This is a genomic window from Pseudomonas shirazensis (genome assembly GCF_014268785.2).
Taxonomy (GTDB): Bacteria; Pseudomonadota; Gammaproteobacteria; order Pseudomonadales; family Pseudomonadaceae; genus Aquipseudomonas; species Aquipseudomonas shirazensis.
In genome coordinates this window covers 815,893-836,903 of the sequence record NZ_JABWRD020000002.1, presented here as the reverse complement: position 1 = coordinate 836,903, position 21,011 = coordinate 815,893, and the positions used below count along the sequence as shown (strand labels likewise).

Annotated in this window: 18 protein-coding genes and 1 riboswitch; of the genes, 12 read left to right on the top strand and 6 right to left on the bottom strand. The window is 63.7% G+C overall.

Annotated features, from left to right (window positions below; all coding sequences use genetic code 11):
- The first annotated feature begins 12 nt into the window (after positions 1-12).
- Positions 13-1,434, top strand: a complete 1,422-nt coding sequence (gene hldE / locus HU736_RS15130) for a bifunctional D-glycero-beta-D-manno-heptose-7-phosphate kinase/D-glycero-beta-D-manno-heptose 1-phosphate adenylyltransferase HldE (protein ID WP_186700676.1) — start codon at positions 13-15, stop codon at positions 1,432-1,434.
- A gap of 181 nt (positions 1,435-1,615) precedes the next feature.
- On the opposite strand, the gene HU736_RS15125 is transcribed toward hldE, so the two are convergent.
- The 4 genes from HU736_RS15125 to HU736_RS15110 form a co-directional block, all read right to left on the bottom strand.
- Positions 1,616-2,578, bottom strand: a complete 963-nt coding sequence (locus tag HU736_RS15125; protein ID WP_101315845.1) for a metal ABC transporter ATPase — start codon at positions 2,576-2,578, stop codon at positions 1,616-1,618.
- A gap of 39 nt (positions 2,579-2,617) precedes the next feature.
- Entirely contained in the window at positions 2,618-3,430 is an 813-nt protein-coding gene (locus tag HU736_RS15120; RefSeq protein ID WP_186700675.1) for an aldo/keto reductase, read from the bottom strand.
- Complete coding sequence (locus HU736_RS15115; RefSeq protein WP_186700674.1) at positions 3,427-4,602, bottom strand: FAD-dependent oxidoreductase; 1,176 nt, start codon at positions 4,600-4,602, stop codon at positions 3,427-3,429. Before HU736_RS15115 ends, HU736_RS15120 begins: the two co-directional genes overlap by 4 nt.
- A gap of 76 nt (positions 4,603-4,678) precedes the next feature.
- Complete coding sequence (locus HU736_RS15110) at positions 4,679-5,011, bottom strand: DMT family transporter (RefSeq protein WP_103435831.1); 333 nt, start codon at positions 5,009-5,011, stop codon at positions 4,679-4,681.
- 133 nt (positions 5,012-5,144) lie between these two features.
- Between HU736_RS15110 and waaA the strand changes: the two genes are divergently transcribed.
- On the top strand, positions 5,145-6,416 hold the full coding sequence (gene waaA / locus HU736_RS15105; protein ID WP_186700673.1) for a lipid IV(A) 3-deoxy-D-manno-octulosonic acid transferase: 1,272 nt from the start codon (positions 5,145-5,147) through the stop codon (positions 6,414-6,416).
- A gap of 43 nt (positions 6,417-6,459) precedes the next feature.
- Here the strand turns inward: waaA and HU736_RS15100 are convergent, their stop codons facing one another.
- Positions 6,460-7,896: a TolC family outer membrane protein gene (locus HU736_RS15100; protein WP_186700672.1), complete on the bottom strand. Its 1,437-nt coding sequence runs from the start codon at positions 7,894-7,896 to the stop codon at positions 6,460-6,462.
- A 156-nt stretch (positions 7,897-8,052) separates the two neighbouring features.
- A riboswitch (TPP riboswitch) is annotated at positions 8,053-8,159 on the top strand.
- A 155-nt stretch (positions 8,160-8,314) separates the two neighbouring features.
- On the opposite strand from HU736_RS15100, the gene thiC reads away from it, so the two are divergent.
- On the top strand, positions 8,315-10,201 hold the full coding sequence (thiC, locus tag HU736_RS15095) for a phosphomethylpyrimidine synthase ThiC (protein WP_101315857.1): 1,887 nt from the start codon (positions 8,315-8,317) through the stop codon (positions 10,199-10,201).
- Between the two features lie 67 nt (positions 10,202-10,268).
- Complete coding sequence (gene cytX, locus HU736_RS15090) at positions 10,269-11,552, top strand: putative hydroxymethylpyrimidine transporter CytX (RefSeq protein ID WP_103435834.1); 1,284 nt, start codon at positions 10,269-10,271, stop codon at positions 11,550-11,552.
- Here cytX and HU736_RS15085 read toward each other — a convergent pair.
- Positions 11,521-12,267, bottom strand: a complete 747-nt coding sequence (locus HU736_RS15085) for an RsiV family protein (protein ID WP_101315861.1) — start codon at positions 12,265-12,267, stop codon at positions 11,521-11,523. The genes cytX and HU736_RS15085 overlap by 32 nt on opposite strands.
- A 184-nt stretch (positions 12,268-12,451) precedes the next feature.
- Between HU736_RS15085 and HU736_RS15080 the strand changes: the two genes are divergently transcribed.
- The 8 genes from HU736_RS15080 to parC all read left to right on the top strand — a co-directional run bounded on the left by HU736_RS15080 (position 12,452) and on the right by parC (position 20,857).
- The gene (locus tag HU736_RS15080) at positions 12,452-13,069 is read left to right on the top strand and encodes an NUDIX domain-containing protein (protein WP_186700670.1); all 618 of its coding nucleotides are present in this window, start codon (positions 12,452-12,454) and stop codon (positions 13,067-13,069) included.
- A complete protein-coding gene (locus HU736_RS15075; RefSeq protein WP_101315865.1) occupies positions 13,060-13,512 on the top strand; it encodes a DUF1249 domain-containing protein in 453 nt (150 codons plus the stop codon). The genes HU736_RS15080 and HU736_RS15075 overlap by 10 nt, the downstream gene beginning before the upstream one ends.
- An 85-nt stretch (positions 13,513-13,597) precedes the next feature.
- Complete coding sequence (gene cpdA / locus HU736_RS15070) at positions 13,598-14,407, top strand: 3',5'-cyclic-AMP phosphodiesterase (protein ID WP_103435836.1); 810 nt, start codon at positions 13,598-13,600, stop codon at positions 14,405-14,407.
- Between the two features lie 134 nt (positions 14,408-14,541).
- Positions 14,542-15,150, top strand: a complete 609-nt coding sequence (locus HU736_RS15065) for a YqiA/YcfP family alpha/beta fold hydrolase (protein WP_186700668.1) — start codon at positions 14,542-14,544, stop codon at positions 15,148-15,150.
- Positions 15,151-15,185: 35 nt separating this feature from the next.
- Positions 15,186-17,090: a DNA topoisomerase IV subunit B gene (parE, locus tag HU736_RS15060; protein ID WP_101315871.1), complete on the top strand. Its 1,905-nt coding sequence runs from the start codon at positions 15,186-15,188 to the stop codon at positions 17,088-17,090.
- Positions 17,090-18,073, top strand: a complete 984-nt coding sequence (locus HU736_RS15055) for an esterase-like activity of phytase family protein (RefSeq protein ID WP_371411599.1) — start codon at positions 17,090-17,092, stop codon at positions 18,071-18,073. Before parE ends, HU736_RS15055 begins: the two co-directional genes overlap by 1 nt.
- On the top strand, positions 18,070-18,588 hold the full coding sequence (locus HU736_RS15050; RefSeq protein WP_103435839.1) for a retropepsin-like aspartic protease family protein: 519 nt from the start codon (positions 18,070-18,072) through the stop codon (positions 18,586-18,588). Before HU736_RS15055 ends, HU736_RS15050 begins: the two co-directional genes overlap by 4 nt.
- 10 nt (positions 18,589-18,598) lie before the next feature.
- Positions 18,599-20,857, top strand: coding sequence for a DNA topoisomerase IV subunit A (gene parC, locus HU736_RS15045; RefSeq protein ID WP_103435840.1), 2,259 nt, complete (start codon positions 18,599-18,601; stop codon positions 20,855-20,857).
- Positions 20,858-21,011 lie beyond the last annotated feature (154 nt).

The window sequence follows — 21,011 nt, the reverse complement described above, 5'->3', positions numbered from 1 at the left end:
TATGGGTTGCCCATGAAGTTGTCCATGCCGAGTTTCGATCAAGCCCCGGTGTTGGTGGTCGGCGATGTCATGCTCGACCGCTACTGGCATGGTGGTACTTCACGTATTTCCCCGGAGGCGCCGGTGCCTGTGGTCAAGGTCGAGCAGATCGAAGACCGTCCCGGCGGCGCGGCCAACGTGGCCTTGAACATTGCCGCCCTGGGCGCGCCGGCCTCGCTGGTCGGTGTGACCGGCCAGGACGAAGCGGCCGAGAGCCTGAGCAACAGCTTGCAGGCTGCGGGCGTACGCTCGATCTTCCAGCGCATTGCCCACCAGCCGACCATCGTCAAGCTGCGGGTCATGAGCCGTCATCAGCAACTGCTGCGCATCGACTTCGAAGAACCGTTCGCCACCGACCCGCTGTCATTGGGTGTCGAGGTTGAAAGGCTGCTGGATGGGGTCAAGGTGCTGGTCCTGTCCGACTACGGCAAGGGCGCCCTGAAAAACCACCAGAGCCTGGTCCAGGCGGCGCGTGCCCGCGGTATTCCGGTATTGGCCGACCCCAAAGGCAAGGACTTCTCGATCTACCGCGGCGCGAGCCTGATCACGCCCAACCTGAGCGAGTTCGAAGCCATTGTCGGCCGCTGCGTCGATGAAGCCGACCTGGTCGGCAAGGGCCTGCAATTGATGCAGGAGTTGGACCTGGGTGCATTGCTGGTGACCCGTGGCGAACATGGCATGACCCTGCTGCGCGCCGACCACCCGGCGCTGCACCTGCCGGCCCGGGCCCGTGAAGTGTTCGACGTCACCGGTGCCGGCGACACGGTCATCTCGACCCTGGCCGCCGCTATCGCTGCTGGCGAAGACCTGCCCCATGCCGTGGCCCTGGCCAACCTTGCCGCCGGCATCGTGGTCGGCAAGCTCGGTACCGCGGCGATCAGCGCCCCTGAACTGCGCCGTGCGATTCAGCGCGAAGAAGGTTCGGAGCGCGGCGTGTTGACCATCGAACAGTTGTTGCTGGCGATCGACGATGCGCGCGCGCACAACGAGTCGATCGTGTTCACCAACGGCTGTTTCGACATCCTTCATGCCGGCCACGTGACCTACCTGGAGCAAGCCCGCGCCCAAGGTGATCGCCTGATCGTCGCCGTCAACGACGACGCTTCGGTCAGTCGCCTGAAGGGTCCTGGCCGCCCGATCAATAGCGTCGACCGGCGCATGGCAGTACTCGCTGGTTTGGGTGCAGTTGATTGGGTCATCAGCTTCCCGGAAGCCACCCCAGAAAACCTGCTCAGCCAGGTCAAGCCTGATGTGCTGGTCAAAGGTGGCGACTACGGCATCGATCAAGTGGTCGGCGCCGACATCGTCACCAGCTACGGCGGGACGGTGAAAGTGCTCGGCCTTGTGGAAAACAGCTCAACTACTGCAATAGTAGAAAAGATCCGCAAGAACTGAAAAAGGGCCGCTTAGCGGCCCTTTTCATTCCTGGCATGACGCAACCCTCTGTAGGAGCGGCCTGTGTCGCGAAAGGGGCGCGTAGCGGCCCCAGATCGCAGCTTCGCCGCCGAAATAGCCTGGCCCGCTTTGCGGGCCTTTGGCGACACAAGGCCGCTCCAACAAAAAGCAGTCCGTGTGTTTATTTATGCAGCGATGTGCGAGCCCGAGCCAGCAGAGCCCGCGCCTTGCCCGTCAGCCGCTGCAACCGTGAAGCCGGCCGAGGCTCCACCAGCCCCTGCTGGCGCAGCCAATCCTTCCAGCGCACTCGCTCGTCACGCACCACCCAGCCTTCCTGCCGGGCAAAACTCTCGGCCAGCCAGATCCCACGGGTACTGGCCGGCACCAAAGTGTCCTTCTTCAGAGTGAACAGCTCGGCCGTAGGCCGCCCATCCACCAACGGCATCAAGTACAGATCAGGCCGCTTGCGATTAAGCCGCGCCACCAGTTGATCCCCTTCCAGCCGCTCATCCACATGAAACAGACTCAGCGACTTGGCCTCCCGTGGCACCTGCAAGCGCAAGTCATAGATCAGCTGCAACGACGCTGTAGGCAAATGTACATAGGCCCGCGGCTGTTCGATCAACACCAGGTTGCCCGACTGCACCGGCCGCGCCGCCGTGGCCTGTGAGGTCAGCACAAACGGCAATGCCTCCCGATAATGCAGCGCCGCCGCGTAGGGCGCGGGCAGCCAGGTATCGTTGAAGCGCCCGCCCAGCCAGCCCTCTGGCGTCTCCAGCAGGCACTCTTCGGCTACCTCCTGAATCGCGGTATGCAGCGGCAGGTTCAGCTCCTGCGCCGGCACATAGCCGGAAATCAGCTTGAGCACCACATCGCCACGGTCTTGCCGGCGCTGACGCACCAGCACCCAGTATTCGCGGTTCTGCCACTGCAGCGTCAGCCGCACCGACACGCCCAGGTTGGCCAGCTCAACCACGAAGCGCTCGCTGTCGGCCACCTGCACCGCCTTGCGTCGTTGCAGGGTCTGGGCGAAGTTCAGCGGCATGCCGATGGTCTGATAACTCAGGCCCTCGGCAGTGGCTTCGACATGCAGCGGCAGCGTTTTGAAGTTGCTCGGGTTCTTGCGGATCAGCGTACGTGCCACGAGGCTCCTCCTTGCGCTTGTGTTGCCGTGCCAGCGGCCTTATTGCTGCCTCAAGATACGGGCAACAGTGGCCACGTTATGGGCCAGATGCAGCGGGTTGATGGTGCCGACGATAGCACTGCTCACGCCAGGGTGGGCAAACAGCAGCTCGAAGCTGGCCTGTACCGCGTCCACCCCCGGCGCCAGGCAGACATGCCCGCTGGCCAGGGCTTTCTTCACCAGAATGGCTTTGCCATGCTCGGCGGCGTAGTCCAGCACCGGGCGTTCGGTTTGCTCGTTGAGGTTGAAGGTAACCATCGCACAGTCACCCTCCTGCAACGCCTTGAGCCCACCTGCCGCGGTCTTGCCAGACAAGCCAAAAGCGAGAATCTTGCCTTCCTGCTTGAGCGCGGCGAGGGTCTGGTAGACCTCTTCCTGCTCGAGGATCGCCAGGTCATTACCATCTGAATGGACCAGCACCAGCTCGATTCGATCCGTTTCAAGACGCTTGAGGCTACGTTCGACCGAGCGCCGGGTGTGCGCGGCGGAGAAGTCGAAGTGCGACTGGCCATCGTTGAACTCTTCACCGACCTTGCTGACGATCACCCACTCGTCACGCTGACCGCGCAGGAGCGGCCCAAGGCGCTCTTCACTGCGACCGTAGGCCGGCGCGGTATCGATCAGGTTGATCCCCAGTTCACGCGCCTGGGCCAGCAGCATGCGTGCCTCGTCGTCGCCTGGGATGGTGAACCCGCTGGGGTATTTGACGCCCTGATCACGGCCCAGCTTGACCGTGCCCAGGCCCAGCGGTGAAACCATCAGGCCAGTGCTGCCCAGCGCTCGGTGCAGGTCATGCAGATCGGGCAGGCTCATGGCAGCAGTTGCTCCCAGGCCGGTACGCCGAGCGCAGGCCGGGGCAGGCCGGACAAGTCAGGCTTGGCTTGAGGGCGAATACCATCGCGTTCGAGCTTGGCCAGCACGTGATCGGCGAAGTCCGGCGCCAGCGCCAGTTTGGTCGGCCAACCGACCAGCAGGCGCTGCTCTTCGGCGAGGAAGGCGTTGTCCGGCCGCACTTGGCCAGACTGCGCTGGCTCGGCTCGATCAACCCGCAGGGTGGCCCAGCGCAGCTGGCTTTGATCTACCCATGGCAACAGGCTGGCGACTTCTTTCTGCGCGGCAGCGATTTGCGCCGCTGGCTCGCGGGCAACGCCATCGGCTTCAGCCAAATCACCACCCAGGTACCAAACCCACTGGCCATCCGCGCCGGGATGAGTGGTGACCGTGATGCGCGGCTTGGGCCCACCGCCGAGGCAGTGCGCGTACAAAGGCTTGAGGTTGGGGCCTTTGGCCAGAACCATGTGCAACGGTCGGCGCTGCATGGCCGGTTGGTCCAGGCCGAGGGCCTGAAGCAGCTCGGCGGTGCCACCACCGGCGCTCAGCACGATGCGCTGGGCGTGAATCTCGCGCCCGTCGACACGCAGGCCGACCAGTTCATCGCCTTCGCGCAACGGCTCGATCTGCTCGCCGGCGAGCAAACTGTCACCGGCCAGCGCAGCAAGGTTGGCGAGCAGGCTGGGCACGTCGATGACCAGCTCGGCGAGGCGATAGACCTTGCCTTTGAAGGCGCGGTCTTGCAGGGCAGGCGGCAGTTGTTCGCCCTTGACCTGATCGACCCGGCCGCGCATGGCCTTGCTGGCAAAAAAGCTGGTGACATTGCCAAACAGGCCGCCCGGCGACCATAGGTAATGTGCATCGGACAACAAGCGTACCTTGTCCAGGTTCAGCTCGCCGCTGCCTGCCAGCGCCTCGCGCCAGCGCCGCGGCATGTCGGCGATCGCCTCGGAGGCGCCGGTCAGGCTGCCGTGCAGAGCGTACTTGATGCCGCCGTGGATGATCCCCTGCGACTTGATGGTCTGCTCGCCGCCCAGGCTTGCGCGTTCCACCAGCACCGTCGAATAGCCCAGGCGCTGCAGCCGGGCATTGAGCCAGAGGCCTGCGACCCCGGCGCCGACGATCAGTACGTCAGTGGAAATGGCAGATGGCATGCGGGCACCTCAAAGACAGGGACAGGCCAGCAGTATACAGGCTGATGTCTTTGCCGTTGACCGCGCAACGCAGCGGTCAGTGCCCGCTGCTGTTGGAAAATACCTGAATGACCACCACGCCGCCGACGATCATGGCCATGCCAAGCACAGCCGGCAGGTCCAGTTTCTGCCCATAGATGAGCCAAGCGGCGATGCTGATCAGGACGATGCCCAGCCCCGACCAGATGGCGTAGGCAATACCTACCGGAATGCTGCGTACCACCAGGGTCAGCATCCAGAACGCCACGGTGTAGCCGGCGATCATCAGCAACAGCGGCAGCGGCGTACTGAGGCCTTTGACCGCCTTCATCGAAGCGGTGGCGACGACCTCGGCGCAAATGGCGATGGCCAGATAAACATATGCGTTCACGCTGCATTCCTCGATTGATTGTCGGCCATTCTAGGCGATCCGCTTGGCAGCTTTCACGCTGTGTCCGCCGCTTTTATGGCTTGGGCGGACATGGGCAGGCCTTTTCAGGCAGTTCCTAGTAAACTGCGCCGCCATGAACAGAACCCTTTATACCCTGCTGTTTCACCTGGGCCTGCCGCTGGTAGCGCTGCGCCTGTTCCTGCGTGCGCGCAAGGCGCCGGCCTACGGCCAACGCGTCGCCGAGCGCTTTGCCATCAAGCTGCCACCGATGCGTCAGGGCGGCATCTGGGTGCATGCAGTGTCTGTCGGCGAGAGCATCGCGGCGGCGCCGATGGTGCGCGCATTGCTCAAGGCCTACCCCGAGCTGCCGATCACTGTGACCTGCATGACCCCTACCGGTTCGGAGCGGATTCGCGCGCTGTTTGCCGATGAGCCACGCATTCAGCATTGCTACCTGCCGTACGACCTGCCCTGGGCGGCGGCGCGCTTTCTCGACCATGTGCGGCCGCGGCTGGGCGTGATCATGGAAACCGAGCTGTGGCCCAACCATATCCACCAGTGCGCCAAGCGCGGCATCCCGGTGGCGCTGGCCAACGCGCGCTTGTCGGCGCGGTCGGCGCGCGGCTATGGCCGCTTCGCCAAACTGACCCGGCCAATGCTCGCCGAGATGAGCCTGATCGCGGCGCAGACCGAAACCGAAGCCGAGCGCTTTCGCAGCCTCGGCGCGCGGCCTGAATGCGTGCAGGTGACCGGCTCGATCAAGTTCGACCTCAAGCTCGACGAACAGCTGCTGCCCCGTGCCCGCCAATTGCGCGAGCAATGGCAGGCCAGCCAACGCCCAGTCTGGATCGCAGCCAGCACCCATGAAGGCGAGGATGCGCAGGTGCTGGAGGCGCACCGCCGCCTGCTCCAGGTGCATGCCGATGCGCTGCTGATTCTGGTGCCGCGTCACCCTGAGCGGTTCAACGCCGTGCATGCGTTGTGTGCTGAACAGTTCGCCACCGTGCGCCGTTCCAGCGCCGAGTTGGTCACCGACGCAACCCAGGTGCTGCTCGGCGATACCATGGGCGAGTTGCTGTTCCTCTATGCGCTGGCCGATATCGCCTTCGTCGGCGGCAGCCTGATGCCAACAGGCGGCCACAACCCGCTGGAGCCGGCTGCGCTGGCCCTGCCGGTGATCAGCGGCCCACACGTGTTCAACTTCCTCGATATCAGCGCAATGCTGAAAGATGCCGGCGCGTTGCAGTCAGTTGACGACAGTCAGGCATTGGCTGCCGCCGTGCAGCGGCTGGTCGAGTTGCCGTTGGACGCGAAGCGCATGGGCGAAGCGGGCAGGGCGGTGATGCAGGCCAATCAGGGCGCGTTGCAGCACTTGCTGGATGGCCTGGCTCGGCTGCTGGGCTAGCGATTGACTGCGGCGCGGGCGAGCCCGGCGCCGCAGTCGCAGATCAAGGCCGGCGTTCGAAGTTCTTCGCCGCCGCTGCTGCCAGATCCGGCGGCAGGAAGTCCTTGTCCGGGTTGTAATCGGCTTTCAGATAACGGCCCAGGTCGGACAGGTCCTGCGGGCTCAAGGTGCCGGCAGCCTGCTTCAGGCGCAGGTTATCCAGAATGTAGTCGTAGCGGCTGTTGTTGTAGTCACGCACGGAGGTGTAAAGCTGGCGCTGCGCATCGAGCACGTCGACGATGTTGCGGGTGCCGACCTGATAACCGATTTCGGTCGCCTCCAGCGCACTCTGGTTGGAGATGATCGACTGCTTGCGCGCCTGCACCTGTTCGACATCGGTGTTCACCGCGCGGTGCAGGTTGCGGGTGTTTTCCACCACCTGGCGGCGCAGGCTTTCGCGCTGCTGCTCGCTCTGGCTCAAGCGCTGATAGGCCTCGCGCACTTGCGAGCTGGTCAGGCCGCCGCTGTACAGCGGGATGTTCAACTGCAGGCCGATGCTGGTCTGTTCGACGTCGCCGCCGTAGCGCACGCCGGGCTGCGGCGCCGGGTTGGAAAAGCCCAGCGCATCGTTGTCACCCTTCTGGTAACGCGCCACCGCATCGACCGTCGGGGCATGGCCGGCCTTGCGCTGGCGCAAGGTTTCTTCGGCGGCATCGACAGCGTAGTTGGTCGCCTGCAGGTTGAGGTTCTGCCGTGCCGCGGTCTCGACCCAGGCCTTGGCATCGTTGGGCATCGGCACCTGGATCGGCAGGCTGTGGACCACGCCCTGCAATGAGCCATAGTCGCGGTTGGTCAGCGTTACCAATGCCTCGAAGGCATCTGCTACCTGGCGTTCGGCGATGATCCGGTTGGCCCGCGCCGTGTCGTAGCTGGCCTGCGACTGGAGCACGTCGGTCTTGTCCGACAGGCCGACGTCAAAGCGCTCGTTGGATTGATCCAGTTGGCGCTTGAAGGCGGCTTCCTCGGCTTTGGTCGAGGCTAGATTGTCTTGCGCCCGCAGTACCGAGAAATAGTTCTCGGCGGTCTGCAGAATCAGGTTCTGCTCGTTGGCCGACAGCTCCAGCGCCGCCTGCTCGTTGACCGCTTCGGCGGCTTGCAACTGGAACCAGCGATCGGCGCGGAAGATCGGCTGCGACAGGGTCGCGCTCCACGAATTGCCGCTGCGATTGGAGGTGATCGCCGGCTCGTCGAGCTTGGTGCGGGTGTTCATCATTTCGGCACCCGCCGACAGGTTCGGCAGCAGCCCGGCGCGGGCCTGCGGCACGATTTCGCGGCGTGCGCCATAGTCGGCGCGGGCAGCGGCAAGGTCGGCGTTGTTGCTGGCCGCTTCCTGATAAACGCTGATCAGGTCGGTCTTCACTGGCGCGGGCAGATCAGCCGCCCAGACCACTCCGTTGGACGCACAAGACACGGCAACCGCCAGTGAAAGTTTGCGCAGCATAGGGCAATCCTTGTACGAGTTTTAATTACTGAACCGTTGAGTATCGGTGCGCCAGTGTAAGGCTGCGCACGGCCGGCAACAATCGCTGATTGGCGCCTTTGATCGCCGCGCTGCAAGCACCCTTGGCTTTGCGCGCAACTCCAGTCTAGACTGCGCATGTTCTTGTCGGGGTGCCTTGATGCAAAGGCTGAGATCGGAAGTTTCCGGATCCCGTTGAACCTGATCAGGTTAGCGCCTGCGTAGGGAACAAGATTTCTCGCTTTCCCGGCGAGTCTCTTGTGTCAGGTCCGGGATTTGTCGAGCAGCGCAGCCGCGCATTGGCATTCCAGGTATCCGGCACTGCATCCATCAAGGGTGTGTCCGCGTCATTCAGGTTCTCCCCGACATTCCGCCGCTAGGAAGCTGTCTGGAGCCTGTGATGAGCAAACAAGAAAAAGCGATCAACCTCAGCGAATCGGCGCAAGTCGATCAGCAGTCTGTGCAACCCTTCACCCGTTCGCGCAAAGTGTATGTCCAGGGTTCGCGCCCGGATATCCGTGTGCCCATGCGCGAAATCAGCCTGGATGACACCCCTACCGACTTTGGCGGCGAAGCCAATGCGCCGGTGCTGGTGTACGACACCTCGGGCCCGTATACCGACCCCGCTGTCAGCATCGATGTGCGCAAAGGCCTGGGCGATGTCCGCTCGGCCTGGATCGACGCGCGGGGCGACACCGAACGCCTGGAGGGTCTGAGCTCGAACTTCGGCCAGCAGCGCCTGAGCGATGCCGAGCTGACCAAGCTGCGCTTTGCCCACGTGCGCAATCCGCGCCGGGCCAAGGCCGGCGCCAACGTCACGCAGATGCACTACGCGCGGCAGGGCATCATTACTGCCGAGATGGAATACGTCGCCATCCGCGAAAACATGAAGCTGCAAGAGGCCCGCGCTGCCGGCCTGCTTGAGCAGCAGCACGCCGGCCACAGCTTCGGCGCGAGTGTGCCCAAGGAAATCACCGCAGAGTTCGTCCGCGACGAAATCGCCCGTGGCCGCGCGATCATCCCGGCCAACATCAACCACACCGAACTCGAACCGATGATCATCGGCCGTAACTTCCTGGTGAAGATCAACGGCAACATCGGCAACAGCGCGCTGGGGTCGTCCATCGAAGAAGAAGTGGCCAAGCTGACCTGGGGCATCCGCTGGGGTTCGGACACGGTCATGGACCTCTCCACCGGCAAGCACATCCATGAAACCCGCGAGTGGATCATCCGCAACTCGCCGGTGCCGATCGGCACCGTGCCGATTTACCAAGCACTGGAAAAGGTCGGCGGCGTTGCCGAAGACCTGACCTGGGAGCTGTTCCGCGACACCTTGATCGAGCAGGCCGAGCAGGGCGTGGACTACTTCACCATCCATGCCGGCGTGCTCCTGCGCTACGTGCCGCTGACCGCCAAACGCGTCACCGGCATTGTCAGCCGTGGTGGTTCGATCATGGCCAAGTGGTGCCTGGCGCATCACCAGGAGAACTTCCTCTACACCCATTTCGATGAAATCTGCGAAATCATGAAGGCTTACGACGTCAGCTTCTCGCTCGGCGACGGCCTGCGTCCGGGCTCGATTGCCGATGCCAACGACGCCGCCCAGTTCGGTGAGCTGGAGACCCTGGGCGAACTGACCAAGATCGCCTGGAAGCACGACGTACAGTGCATGATCGAAGGCCCCGGCCATGTGCCGATGCAGTTGATCAAGGAGAACATGGACAAGCAGCTGGAATGCTGCGACGAGGCGCCGTTCTACACCCTCGGCCCGCTGACCACCGATATCGCGCCGGGCTACGACCACATCACCTCGGGCATCGGTGCGGCGATGATCGGCTGGTTTGGCTGCGCCATGCTCTGCTATGTCACGCCCAAGGAGCACCTCGGCCTGCCGAACAAGGATGACGTCAAGACCGGCATCATCACTTACAAGATCGCCGCACATGCCGCCGACCTTGCCAAGGGCCACCCCGGCGCGCAGATCCGCGACAACGCGCTGTCCAAGGCGCGCTTCGAGTTCCGCTGGCAGGACCAGTTCAACCTTGGCCTGGACCCGGACACCGCCCGTGCCTACCACGACGAGACCCTGCCCAAGGAATCGGCCAAGGTCGCTCACTTCTGCTCGATGTGCGGGCCGAAGTTCTGCTCGATGAAGATCACCCAGGAAGTGCGCGAGTACGCTGCCAATCAGCGTATCGAGGCGGTCGACATGTCGGTCGAGGAGGGCATGCGCGAGCAGTCCGAGCGCTTCCGTCAGACCGGCAGCCAGCTGTATCAGAAGGTGTGATGCAACTGGGGCCGCTTTGCGGCCCCAACTTGAGTACCCAACAATAATTCTTCGCCGAGCGCCAACCATGTCCAGCTCCAGCAACTTTTCTCCCGATCAGCCGATTCCCGCCAGCCAGCGCCTGTTTGGCGGGCGGGACCTGTTTGTCCTGTGGTTCTCCCTTGGCACTGGCTTGATGGTGCTGCAGGTCGGCGCCATGCTCGCGCCCGGTCTGGGTCTGGCCGGCGCGATACTGGCAATCGTGCTCGGCACTGCGGTTGGCGTGCTGCTGCTGGCTGCCGCCGGGGTGATCGGCAGTGACACCGGCCTGTCGGCCATGGGCACCTTGCGCTTGAGCCTTGGCCGGCACGGCGTGCGCCTGCCGGCAGTGCTCAACCTGCTCCAGCTGATTGGCTGGGGCTCGTTTGAAATCATCGTCATGCGCGACGCCGCCAGCCTGCTCGGCGCGCGGGCGTTCGGAGCCGATAGTGCCTGGACCAGCCCGCTGCTGTGGACGCTGTGCTTTGGCGCGTTGGCAACGCTGCTGGCAATCTGCGGCCCGCTGACCTTCGTGCGCAAGATCTTGCGCAAGTGGGGTATCTGGCTATTGATCGGCGCCTGCCTGTGGCTGACCTGGAACCTGTTTGCCAAGGCCGATCTGAGCGCTATCTGGCAGCGTGCGGGCGATGGCTCGATGTCGCTGGCGGTGGGTTTTGACATCGTCATCGCCATGCCGCTGTCGTGGTTGCCGTTGATTGCCGACTATTCGCGCTTCGCCCAGCATGCGGGCCGCGTGTTCAGTGGCACCGTGCTCGGTTATCTGCTTGGTAATGCCTGGCTGATGAGCCTTGGCGTTGCCTACACCCTGGCCTTTGCGCCAAGCGGTGAGGCCAATGCCCTGCTGCTGGCGCTGGCCGGCGCCGGCTTGGGTATTCCGCTGTTGTTGATTCTGCTGGATGAGACCGAGAACGCTTTTGCCGATATCCATTCCGGCGCGGTCTCCACCGGCTTGCTGCTGCCGATCAAGGTCGAACACCTGGCCCTGGCGATCGGCCTGCTGTGCACGCTGATCGCCTGCCTGGCGCCGCTGGCCCAGTACGAGAACTTCCTGCTGTTGATCGGTTCGGTATTCGCGCCGCTGTTCGGCGTGGTGCTGATGGATCACTTCGTGATCCGCCGGCGCCAGCTGCCTACCCGTGTCGAGGGCTTGCACTGGCAGGCGCTGCTGGCCTGGGCGCTGGGCGTCGCGGCCTATCATGGCATTGCCAATCTGGCCCCGCAGTTCGGCGCAACCCTGCCGGCATTGATGCTGGCAGGGCTGCTGTACGGGCTATTGAATGTCAGCCGCGGCCGGGAAACAGCTCAGGCTTGATCACGCCATTCAGGCGCGGGTAGGGGATTTTCAGCTCGATGTGGCCCATGGAGTAGGGCGCGATGGCATACACCTCGTACTTCACCACGACCGCACCGTAGGTCAGGGCGATGTGCGGGGACTTCTTGAACGGCCAGGTCTTGACGAATTCGGCGTCCTTGTCCATGCCGGTGCTGATCATCCAGGCGCGGTGCGACTCTTCGACGGTTTTCCAGAAGGTGTCTTCCTGGCCTGGCACCAGCATGTCCTGCAGGGTCAGGACCTTGTCCTGCTTGCGCGAGTAGTTGATGAACGCGCGGCCGGGCATGCCGTGGGCGCCGCCACTGTCGAGGTAGCTGGACAGCTCGATGATCACCAAGCCGTCATGCTGTTCACGTACCTTGGCTTGCAGGTAGCTGCTGTTGCGCTTGTCGGCGCTGGCCAGGTACTGATCCTCGTAGGCCTTGAGCGAGGTCGGCGCGCTGCTGCGGGCGTTGTCGGTGGTCAGTTGCAGCAGGCGGCTTTCGACGATGGCGTCGAGCTTGGGCAGCGCCGGGAAGTGCACGGTGTCGATGTTCACCAACGGGCAGTCGCTGGCGCTGCAGCCCGGCTTGACGTGCTCCCAGGCATCGCGCTTGACCTCGAGCGGGGCCCGGTAATTGGGCGCGAACAGGCTCTGGCAGGCGCTCAGTGCCACCGCCAGCACAGCCACGGAAGTCAGTTTGACTAGCGTCATGATGATCCTTGCAGAACTTGGATAGTCGGCCTTGGACCGTCGGCAAAGCCGTCGGTTCGCCACTAAGCTAACAGACATGACGCACCCGCTTCCAGCAGCCTGAACGGTCAACGGAAAGGGGTGAAACCCGGTCAAACGCAGAGTAGGATGGCGCGATGCGGTAGTTGAGGTAATGAGGATTTCCATGACAGACACGTCCAATTCGGTGCCCAAGACGGTTGAGATCGTCAAGCGCGAGAACTGCTTCCAGGGCTTTTACAAGCTCGACAAGCTGCACCTGCGCCATGAGCTGTTCGCCGGCGGCATGAGCCGTGAGATCAGCCGCGAGCTGTTCGTGCGCCACGATGCAGTGTGCGTGCTGCCGTACGATCCGCTGCGCGACGAGGTGGTGCTGATCGAGCAGTTCCGCGCTGGCGCCATGGGCAAGGTGGCCAATCCCTGGCTGATTGAAATGGTCGCGGGCCTGATCGACAAGGACGAGCAGCCTGAAGAGGTTGCCCATCGCGAAGCCGAAGAAGAAGCCGGCCTGACCTTCTCGGCCCTGTGGCCGATGACCCGCTACTTCCCATCGCCGGGCGGCAGCGACGAGTTCGTGCATCTGTTTCTCGGCCGCTGCGTCAGCGAAGGTGCCGGCGGCTTGCATGGGCTGGAGGAAGAGGGCGAGGATATCCGCGTGCGCGTCTGGTCGTTCGAGGACGCCCTGCAGGCGGTACGTGACGGGCGCATCTGCAACGCGGCCAGCATCATCGGCCTGCAATGGCTGGCGCTGAACCGCGACGAAGTACGGGGGATGTGGAAGTGAACCTGCTGCGCGAGCGTTATCGGGTCGATCTGGTCGGGCTGCAAAGTGCCTGCGAGGCCAACTACGCTCGCTTGATGCGCCTGTTGCCGGACATGCGTACTACCCAGAGCTCGCGGCGCATCGGTATGACCCAGGGCGACCAGATGCTTGGCGTGCTGGTGCTGGACGTGCTGCTGACGTGCCCATACACCACCACCCTGCGCGTGCGTCAGGAACATAGCCTGCCCTGGCTGCCGGTGCCGCAGTTGGAAGTGCAGGTGTACCACGATGCGCGCATGGCCGAAGTGGTCAGCGCCGAGCATGCACGGCGCTTTCGCAGCATCTACCCGTACCCCAACGAAGCCATGCACCAGCCCGACGAGAAGGCCCAGCTCAACCTGTTTCTCGGCGAATGGCTGAGCCACTGCCTGGCCTGCGGCCATGAATTGGCGGCAGTACGCTGAAAATGTGATGCGAGTCGGCTTCGCCGGCTTGCGTGAAAGCTGTCAGCGGCGATAATCGCGAAGAACTCGCTCGAGGAGACGGCCGTTGCCGCAGCCCAACCATCCCCATGCACCGATCAACGTCGTGCAACTGACCGACGCCCATCTGTTTGCTGATCCGGCGGGCACCCTGCTGGGCCTGAATACCCGCGGCAGTCTGCAGCATGTGATCGACCAGGTGCATCGCGAACAGCCTGCAATCGACTTGCTGCTGTGCACCGGCGACCTGTCGCAGGATGCCAGCGCGACGGCCTATCGCGCCTTTGCCGAGATGACGGCGACGCTGCGCGCGCCAGCCCGCTGGCTGCCGGGCAACCATGATCAGGCGCGAGTGATGGCCGAGGTGGCGCAAGGTACGGATTTATTGCAGTCGGTAACCGATGTGGGCAACTGGCGCATCATCATGCTCGACTCGGCAGTGGTGGGCGCGACCCATGGCCTGCTCGCGCCGGCGCAGCTTGCCGTCCTCGATCAAGCCCTGAACAGTGCCTCCCAGCGCCATAGCCTGATCTGCTGTCACCACCAGCCGGTGGATATCGGCTGCGCCTGGATGGCGCCGATCGGCCTGCGCAACAGCGATGAGTTGCTGCAACGGGTGCAGGCTCACCCGCAGGTGCGCGCGGTGCTCTGGGGGCATGTGCACCAAGCCTTCGAGCAGACGCGTGACGGCGTGCGCTACATGGCCACACCGTCGACCTGCATCCAGTTCGCCCCGGGTAGCGTCGACTTCAAGGTCAGTGAAGAATTGCCGGGATACCGCTGGCTGCGCCTGCATGCAGACGGTCAGCTGGAAACAGGCGTAGAGCGGGCGCTGGATTATGTGCTGCAGCTGGATTTCAACAGCCCCGGTTATTGAGCGCGCAGCCCTCAGCGACTTTGAGCAATTTATTACGAAAATCCCGAAGCAGCGCCAATGCTCGGCGAACACGCTACACTGCGCGTCCCTGCGCCCCAACTGGCGGGCGCGCCGCAGCAGACACCGGGGGCAGCATGTCGGGTTCCATCCTTTATATCCACGGCTTCAACAGCTCGCCGCTGTCGACCAAGGCGCGCCAGCTTGAGGCGGTGATGCAGCAACTGGGCCTGGCTGGCCAGTTGCGCATCCCCGCGCTGCACCATCACCCGCGTGAGGCGATTGGCCAGCTTGAAGCCGCCATTGCCGAGCTGGGCGCGCCCTTGCTGGTAGGCAGTTCGCTGGGCGGCTACTATGCGACCCATCTGGCCGAGCGGCATGGCCTCAAGGCCCTGCTGATCAACCCGGCGGTAGCGCCGCACCGCTTGTTCGACGGCTACCTGGGCACCCAGCGCAACCTGTATACCGATGAGCCTTGGGAGCTGACCCTGGACCACGTGCAGGCGCTGGCCGAGCTCGAAGGGGCGCCGCCAACCGATGCCGCGCGTTACCAGGTGTGGTTGCAGACTGCCGATGAAACCCTCGACTACCGCCACGCCGCTGTCTACTACCAGGCCTGCGCGCTGCGTATCGAAGCCGGTGGCGACCATAGTTTCCAGGGCTTCACCAAGCGCCTGCCGGCGTTGCTGGCTTTTGCCGGCATTGCCCGCGAGCAATATGCGGCGCTCGATTTTTCTGTATTTTGATTTTTTCGCATTCACCAGACTGACGACGAGAACCCATGGCCAACCCCAGCGCTAGCGCCTATAACGCCGACGCCATCGAAGTCCTCTCCGGCCTCGATCCGGTGCGTAAACGGCCCGGTATGTACACCGACACCAGCCGGCCCAACCACCTGGCCCAGGAAGTCATCGACAACAGTGTCGACGAAGCCCTGGCCGGTCACGCCCGCTCGGTGCAGGTCATCCTGCATGCCGACCACTCGCTGGAAGTCAGCGACGATGGCCGCGGCATGCCGGTCGACATCCACCCCGAAGAGGGCGTCTCGGGTGTCGAACTGATCCTCACCAAACTGCACGCCGGCGGCAAGTTCTCGAACAAGAACTACCAGTTCTCCGGTGGTCTGCACGGCGTTGGTATCTCCGTGGTCAATGCCTTGTCGACCCAGGTTCGGGTGCGGGTCAAGCGTGACGGCAACGAATACCAGATGACCTTCGCCGACGGCTACAAGGCCACCGAGCTGGAAGTGATCGGTACGGTCGGCAAGCGCAATACCGGTACCAGCGTGTATTTCAGCCCTGATCCGAAGTACTTCGACTCGCCGAAGTTTTCCATCAGCCGCCTCAAGCATGTGCTCAAGGCCAAGGCCGTGCTCTGCCCTGGTTTGTCGATCAGCTTCGAAGACAAGGCCAGCGGCGAGAAAGTCGAGTGGCACTACGAAGACGGCCTGCGCTCGTACCTGGTCGATTCGGTCAGCGACTTCCTGCGGCTGCCCGACGAGCCGTTCTGCGGCAGCCTGGCCGGTAACAAGGAAGCGGTCGACTGGGCATTGCTATGGCTGCCTGAGGGCGGCGACAGCGTGCAGGAAAGCTACGTCAACCTGATCCCGACGGCGCAAGGGGGTACCCACGTCAACGGCCTGCGCCAAGGTCTGCTGGATGCGATGCGCGAGTTCTGCGAGTTCCGCAACCTGCTGCCGCGTGGGGTCAAGCTGGCCCCGGAAGACATCTGGGAGCGGATCAGCTTCGTCCTGTCGATGAAGATGCAGGAGCCGCAGTTCTCCGGCCAGACCAAAGAGCGCTTGTCCTCGCGCGAGGCAGCGGCGTTCGTCTCCGGCGTGGTCAAGGATGCCTTCAGCCTGTGGCTCAACGCGCACCCTGAACTGGGCATGCAGCTGGCGGAGCTTGCGATCAGCAACGCGGGTCGCCGCCTCAAGGCGAGCAAGAAGGTCGAGCGCAAGCGCATTACCCAGGGCCCGGCACTGCCCGGCAAGCTGGCCGACTGCGCTGGCCAGGACCCGATGCGCTCCGAGCTGTTTCTGGTCGAGGGTGACTCCGCCGGCGGTTCGGCGAAGCAGGCGCGGGACAAGGAATTCCAGGCCATCCTTCCGCTGCGCGGGAAGATCCTCAATACCTGGGAAGTCGACGGCGGCGAAGTGCTGGCCAGCCAGGAAGTGCACAACATCGCCGTGGCCATCGGTGTCGATCCGGGTGCCACCGACCTGTCGCAGCTGCGCTACGGCAAGATCTGCATCCTCGCCGACGCCGACTCCGACGGCCTGCACATCGCCACCTTGCTCTGCGCCTTGTTCGTGCAGCACTTCCGGCCGTTGGTCGAGGCGGGCAACGTCTACGTCGCCATGCCGCCGCTGTACCGCATCGACCTGGGCAAGGAGATCTACTACGCCCTCGATGAAGCGGAGCGTGACGGCATTCTTGACCGTTTGGTCGCCGAGAAAAAACGTGGCAAGCCGCAGGTCACCCGCTTCAAGGGCCTGGGTGAGATGAACCCGCCGCAGTTGCGCGAAACCACCATGGACCCGAACACCCGGCGCCTGGTGCAGTTGACTCTGGATGACGTCGAGGCCACCTGTGAGCTGATGGACAAGCTGCTGGCGAAGAAGCGCGCCGGTGATCGCAAGAGCTGGCTGGAAACCAAAGGCAACCTGGCTGAGGTCATGGTTTGATTGTTCGGTTGCTTGCCGCAGTACTGGCCCTGGTCGCTTTGCCGAGTCTGGCGAGCGACTGGCCGGAGCTGAAGCTGAGCAGCGAGCACGCTATTGACGGCATGCCCAGCGGCAATCTCTCGGGCCTGGCGATGTGCCGTGGCGCGCTGTGGGGTGTATCCGACCGCGATGACGACCGGATCTACCGCTTCGAGCAGCGCGATGGCGCCTGGCAGGCCGAAGCGATGCCCTTCAGCGCGCCGCCGGTGCCTGACAGTGGCTTGCCGTTAGGCTTGAAGGTGCGCAGTTGGGCGGTCGCCGCAGTGCGCGGTGGTGAATTGGACTTTGAAGGTATCAGTTGCGATCAGGCGGGTAACTTCTACTTGGTCAGCGAATCCCATGCGGCGGTGCTGCAGGTGCCGCTGCAAGGTGAGCCGAACTGGTTGAAGATCGACCCGTTGATGGTTGGCCGGGCGCGTGCCAGCGGCATGCTGCTGCGCTTCAATGGCTTGTTCGAGGGATTGGTGATCAACCCGGCGGGCGATCGTCTATGGCTGGCCGCCGAACGGGAACGGCGCGGCCTGGTTGCCTTGCAACGCCAGCAGTCGCTGTGGACCTGCGTGCGCAGCTGTGTGCTGTTCAGCGAGGCCGGGGTCGAGATGCAGCCGCCGCAAGTGGACAAGCCGCGGCCGGTGTCGCGCGATTTTGCTGACCTGGCGCTGTATGCCGGCAAGCTGTTTACCTTGGAGCGTAATGCCTACCGGGTATGCCGGCGCGACGCGGACAGCGGCGCCGTCGAACGCTGCTGGTCGTTTGCCGCCGATGCGCTGACCGAGGCGCGCCGCTATGACCAGCTGTTTGGCGTCGCCGAAGCCTTGATCATCGATGACCAGGGCGCCTGGATTGGCGTGGACAACAACAACGGCGCCCGCGGCGATGGCGAAGTACGGCCGATCGTCTGGCGCTTTGCTGCGCCACAAGGCGGCTGGAGTGGCAAACCATGAGCCAGCCGGCCGGCAAGCGCGCGGGCAGGGTGCTGATGATTCTCGCCTGGGCGGCGGCGATGTTTCTTGCCACGCGTTTTTTTGGCGTCTGGGAGGATCAGCAGCGCAACCCCAATGCGCAACCCGAGTCGGCCCATGGTGATGGTTTCATCGAAGTTCGCTTGCTGAGCAATGGTCAGGGCCACTTCGTCGCCGACGGCGCGATCAACGGCCAGACCGTGCACTTCATGCTCGACACCGGCGCGACCGATGTCGCCATCCCCGAGTCGCTGGCCAAAGGCCTTGAGCTGCAACGCGGTGCGCCTGTGCTGGTGAGTACCGCCAATGGTCGTACTGAAGGCTACCGGACCCGTCTGGACAGCCTGCAACTGGGTGATATCCGCCTGCAGGGCGTGCGCGCCCTGGTGGTGCCCGGCCTTGACGGCACAACCGTGCTGCTCGGCATGAGCGCCCTCAAACAACTTGAATTTACCCAGCGCGGCGGCAGCATGCTGTTGCGCCAGAACCTGAAATGACGAGGCCCGCATGAGCGACTCACTGGAACTCAGTCTCGACGGCGTCGAGCGCCGTTCCCTGGCTGACTTCACCGAACAGGCCTACCTCAACTACTCCATGTACGTGATCATGGACCGCGCTCTGCCGCATATCGGCGACGGGCTCAAGCCTGTGCAGCGGCGCATTGTCTATGCCATGAGCGAGTTGGGCCTGGACGCCGATTCCAAGCACAAGAAGTCAGCGCGTACCGTCGGCGACGTGCTCGGCAAGTTCCACCCCCATGGCGACTCGGCCTGCTATGAAGCCATGGTGCTGATGGCGCAGCCGTTCAGCTACCGCTATACCCTGGTCGACGGCCAGGGCAACTGGGGTGCGCCAGACGATCCGAAGTCGTTCGCGGCCATGCGTTATACCGAGGCGCGCCTGTCGCGCTATTCCGAAGTGCTGCTAGACGAAGTCGGCCAGGGCACGGTCGACTGGGTGCCCAACTTCGACGGCACTCTGCAGGAGCCGTCGGTTCTGCCGGCGCGGCTGCCGAATATCCTCCTCAACGGCACCACCGGTATTGCTGTGGGCATGGCCACCGATGTGCCGCCGCACAACCTGCGCGAAGTCGCCAGCGCCTGTGTGCGCCTGCTCGACGAGCCGAAAGCGACCATCGAGCAGCTGTGCGAGCACATTCAAGGCCCGGACTATCCGACCGAAGCCGAGATCATCACGCCGCGTGCCGACATCTTGAAGATGTACGAGAGCGGCAAAGGCTCGATCCGCATGCGTGCGGTGTACCGCGTCGAGGATGGCGACATTGTCGTCACCGCCTTGCCGCATCAGGTCTCCGGGGCCAAGGTGCTCGAGCAGATCGCTGCGCAGATGCAGGCCAAGAAGCTGCCAATGGTGGCTGACCTGCGCGACGAGTCCGATCATGAGAACCCATGCCGGATCGTGATCATCCCGCGCTCCAATCGGGTCGATGCCGACGAGCTGATGCAGCACCTGTTCGCCACCACTGATCTGGAAAGCAGCTACCGGGTCAACGTCAACATCATCGGCCTCGACGGCCGGCCGCAACTGAAAAACCTGCTGCTGTTGCTGCAGGAATGGTTGCAGTTCCGCGTCGGCACCGTGCGCCGGCGCCTGCAGCACCGCCTGGACAAGGTCGAGCGGCGCCTGCACCTGTTGGACGGCTTGCTCACGGCGTTTCTCAACCTGGATGAAGTTATCCACATCATCCGCACCGAAGAGCACCCTAAGCAGGCGCTGATTGCCCGCTTTGAACTAACCGAGATCCAGGCCGAATACATCCTCGAGACCCGCCTGCGCCAGCTGGCTCGCCTGGAAGAAATGAAAATCCGCGGTGAGCAGGACGAACTGCTCAAAGAGCAGGCCAAGCTGCAAGCCCTGCTGGGTAGCGACGCCAAGCTGAAAAAGCTGGTGCGCAGCGAGCTGATCAAAGATGCCGAGAAGTATGGCGACGACCGTCGCTCGCCGATTGTCGAGCGCAGCGAAGCCAAGGCACTCTCGGAAAACGAGCTGATGCCGACCGAGCCGGTCACCGTGGTGCTTTCGGAAAAAGGCTGGGTGCGTTGCGCCAAGGGCCATGACATCGATGCCACCGGGCTTTCCTACAAGGCCGGTGACGGCTTCAAGGCCGCTGCGGCGGGGCGCTCCAACCAGTTTGCCGTGCTGATCGACTCCACCGGGCGCAGTTATTCGGTGGCCGCGCACACGTTGCCCTCGGCCCGTGGCCAGGGCGAGCCGCTGACCGGGCGGCTGACACCGCCGCCGGGGGCGACCTTCGAGTGCGTGCTGCTGCCCGAGGACGACGCCCTGTATGTGGTGGCCTCCGACGCGGGTTACGGCTTCGTGGTCAAGGGCGAAGACCTGCAGGCCAAGAACAAGGCCGGCAAGGGTTTGCTCAGCCTGCCCAACGGCGCCAAGGTGATCCCGCCGCGGCCGGTGAGCAACCGCGAGCAGGACTGGCTGGCAGCGGTGACCACCGAAGGCCGCTTGCTGGTGTTCAAGGTTGCCGACCTGCCGCAGCTGGGCAAGGGCAAGGGCAACAAGATCATTGGCGTACCGGGCGACCGGGTTGCTAGTCGCGAGGAGTATGTCACCGACCTGGCCGTCATCAGCGAGGGTTCGACCCTTGTATTGCAGGCTGGCAAGCGTACCCTGTCGCTCAAGCCAGATGATCTGGAGCATTACAAGGGCGAACGCGGTCGGCGAGGCAGCAAGCTGCCCCGCGGCTTCCAGCGCGTCGATGGACTGCTGGTGGAAGCTTCGAGCTAACCAGGCGAGTCGTCTGAACCGGCACTTTCGGCGTTGTTCGCGGCGGAACTACTGGAGTCGGACGACCTTTTCGCGGATGATAGGCGCTCGCGGCGCCGGCGTGGCCGAGCGCCCCAAAGACTCTACATGTGTATCACTGCGGTGTGCCGAATGG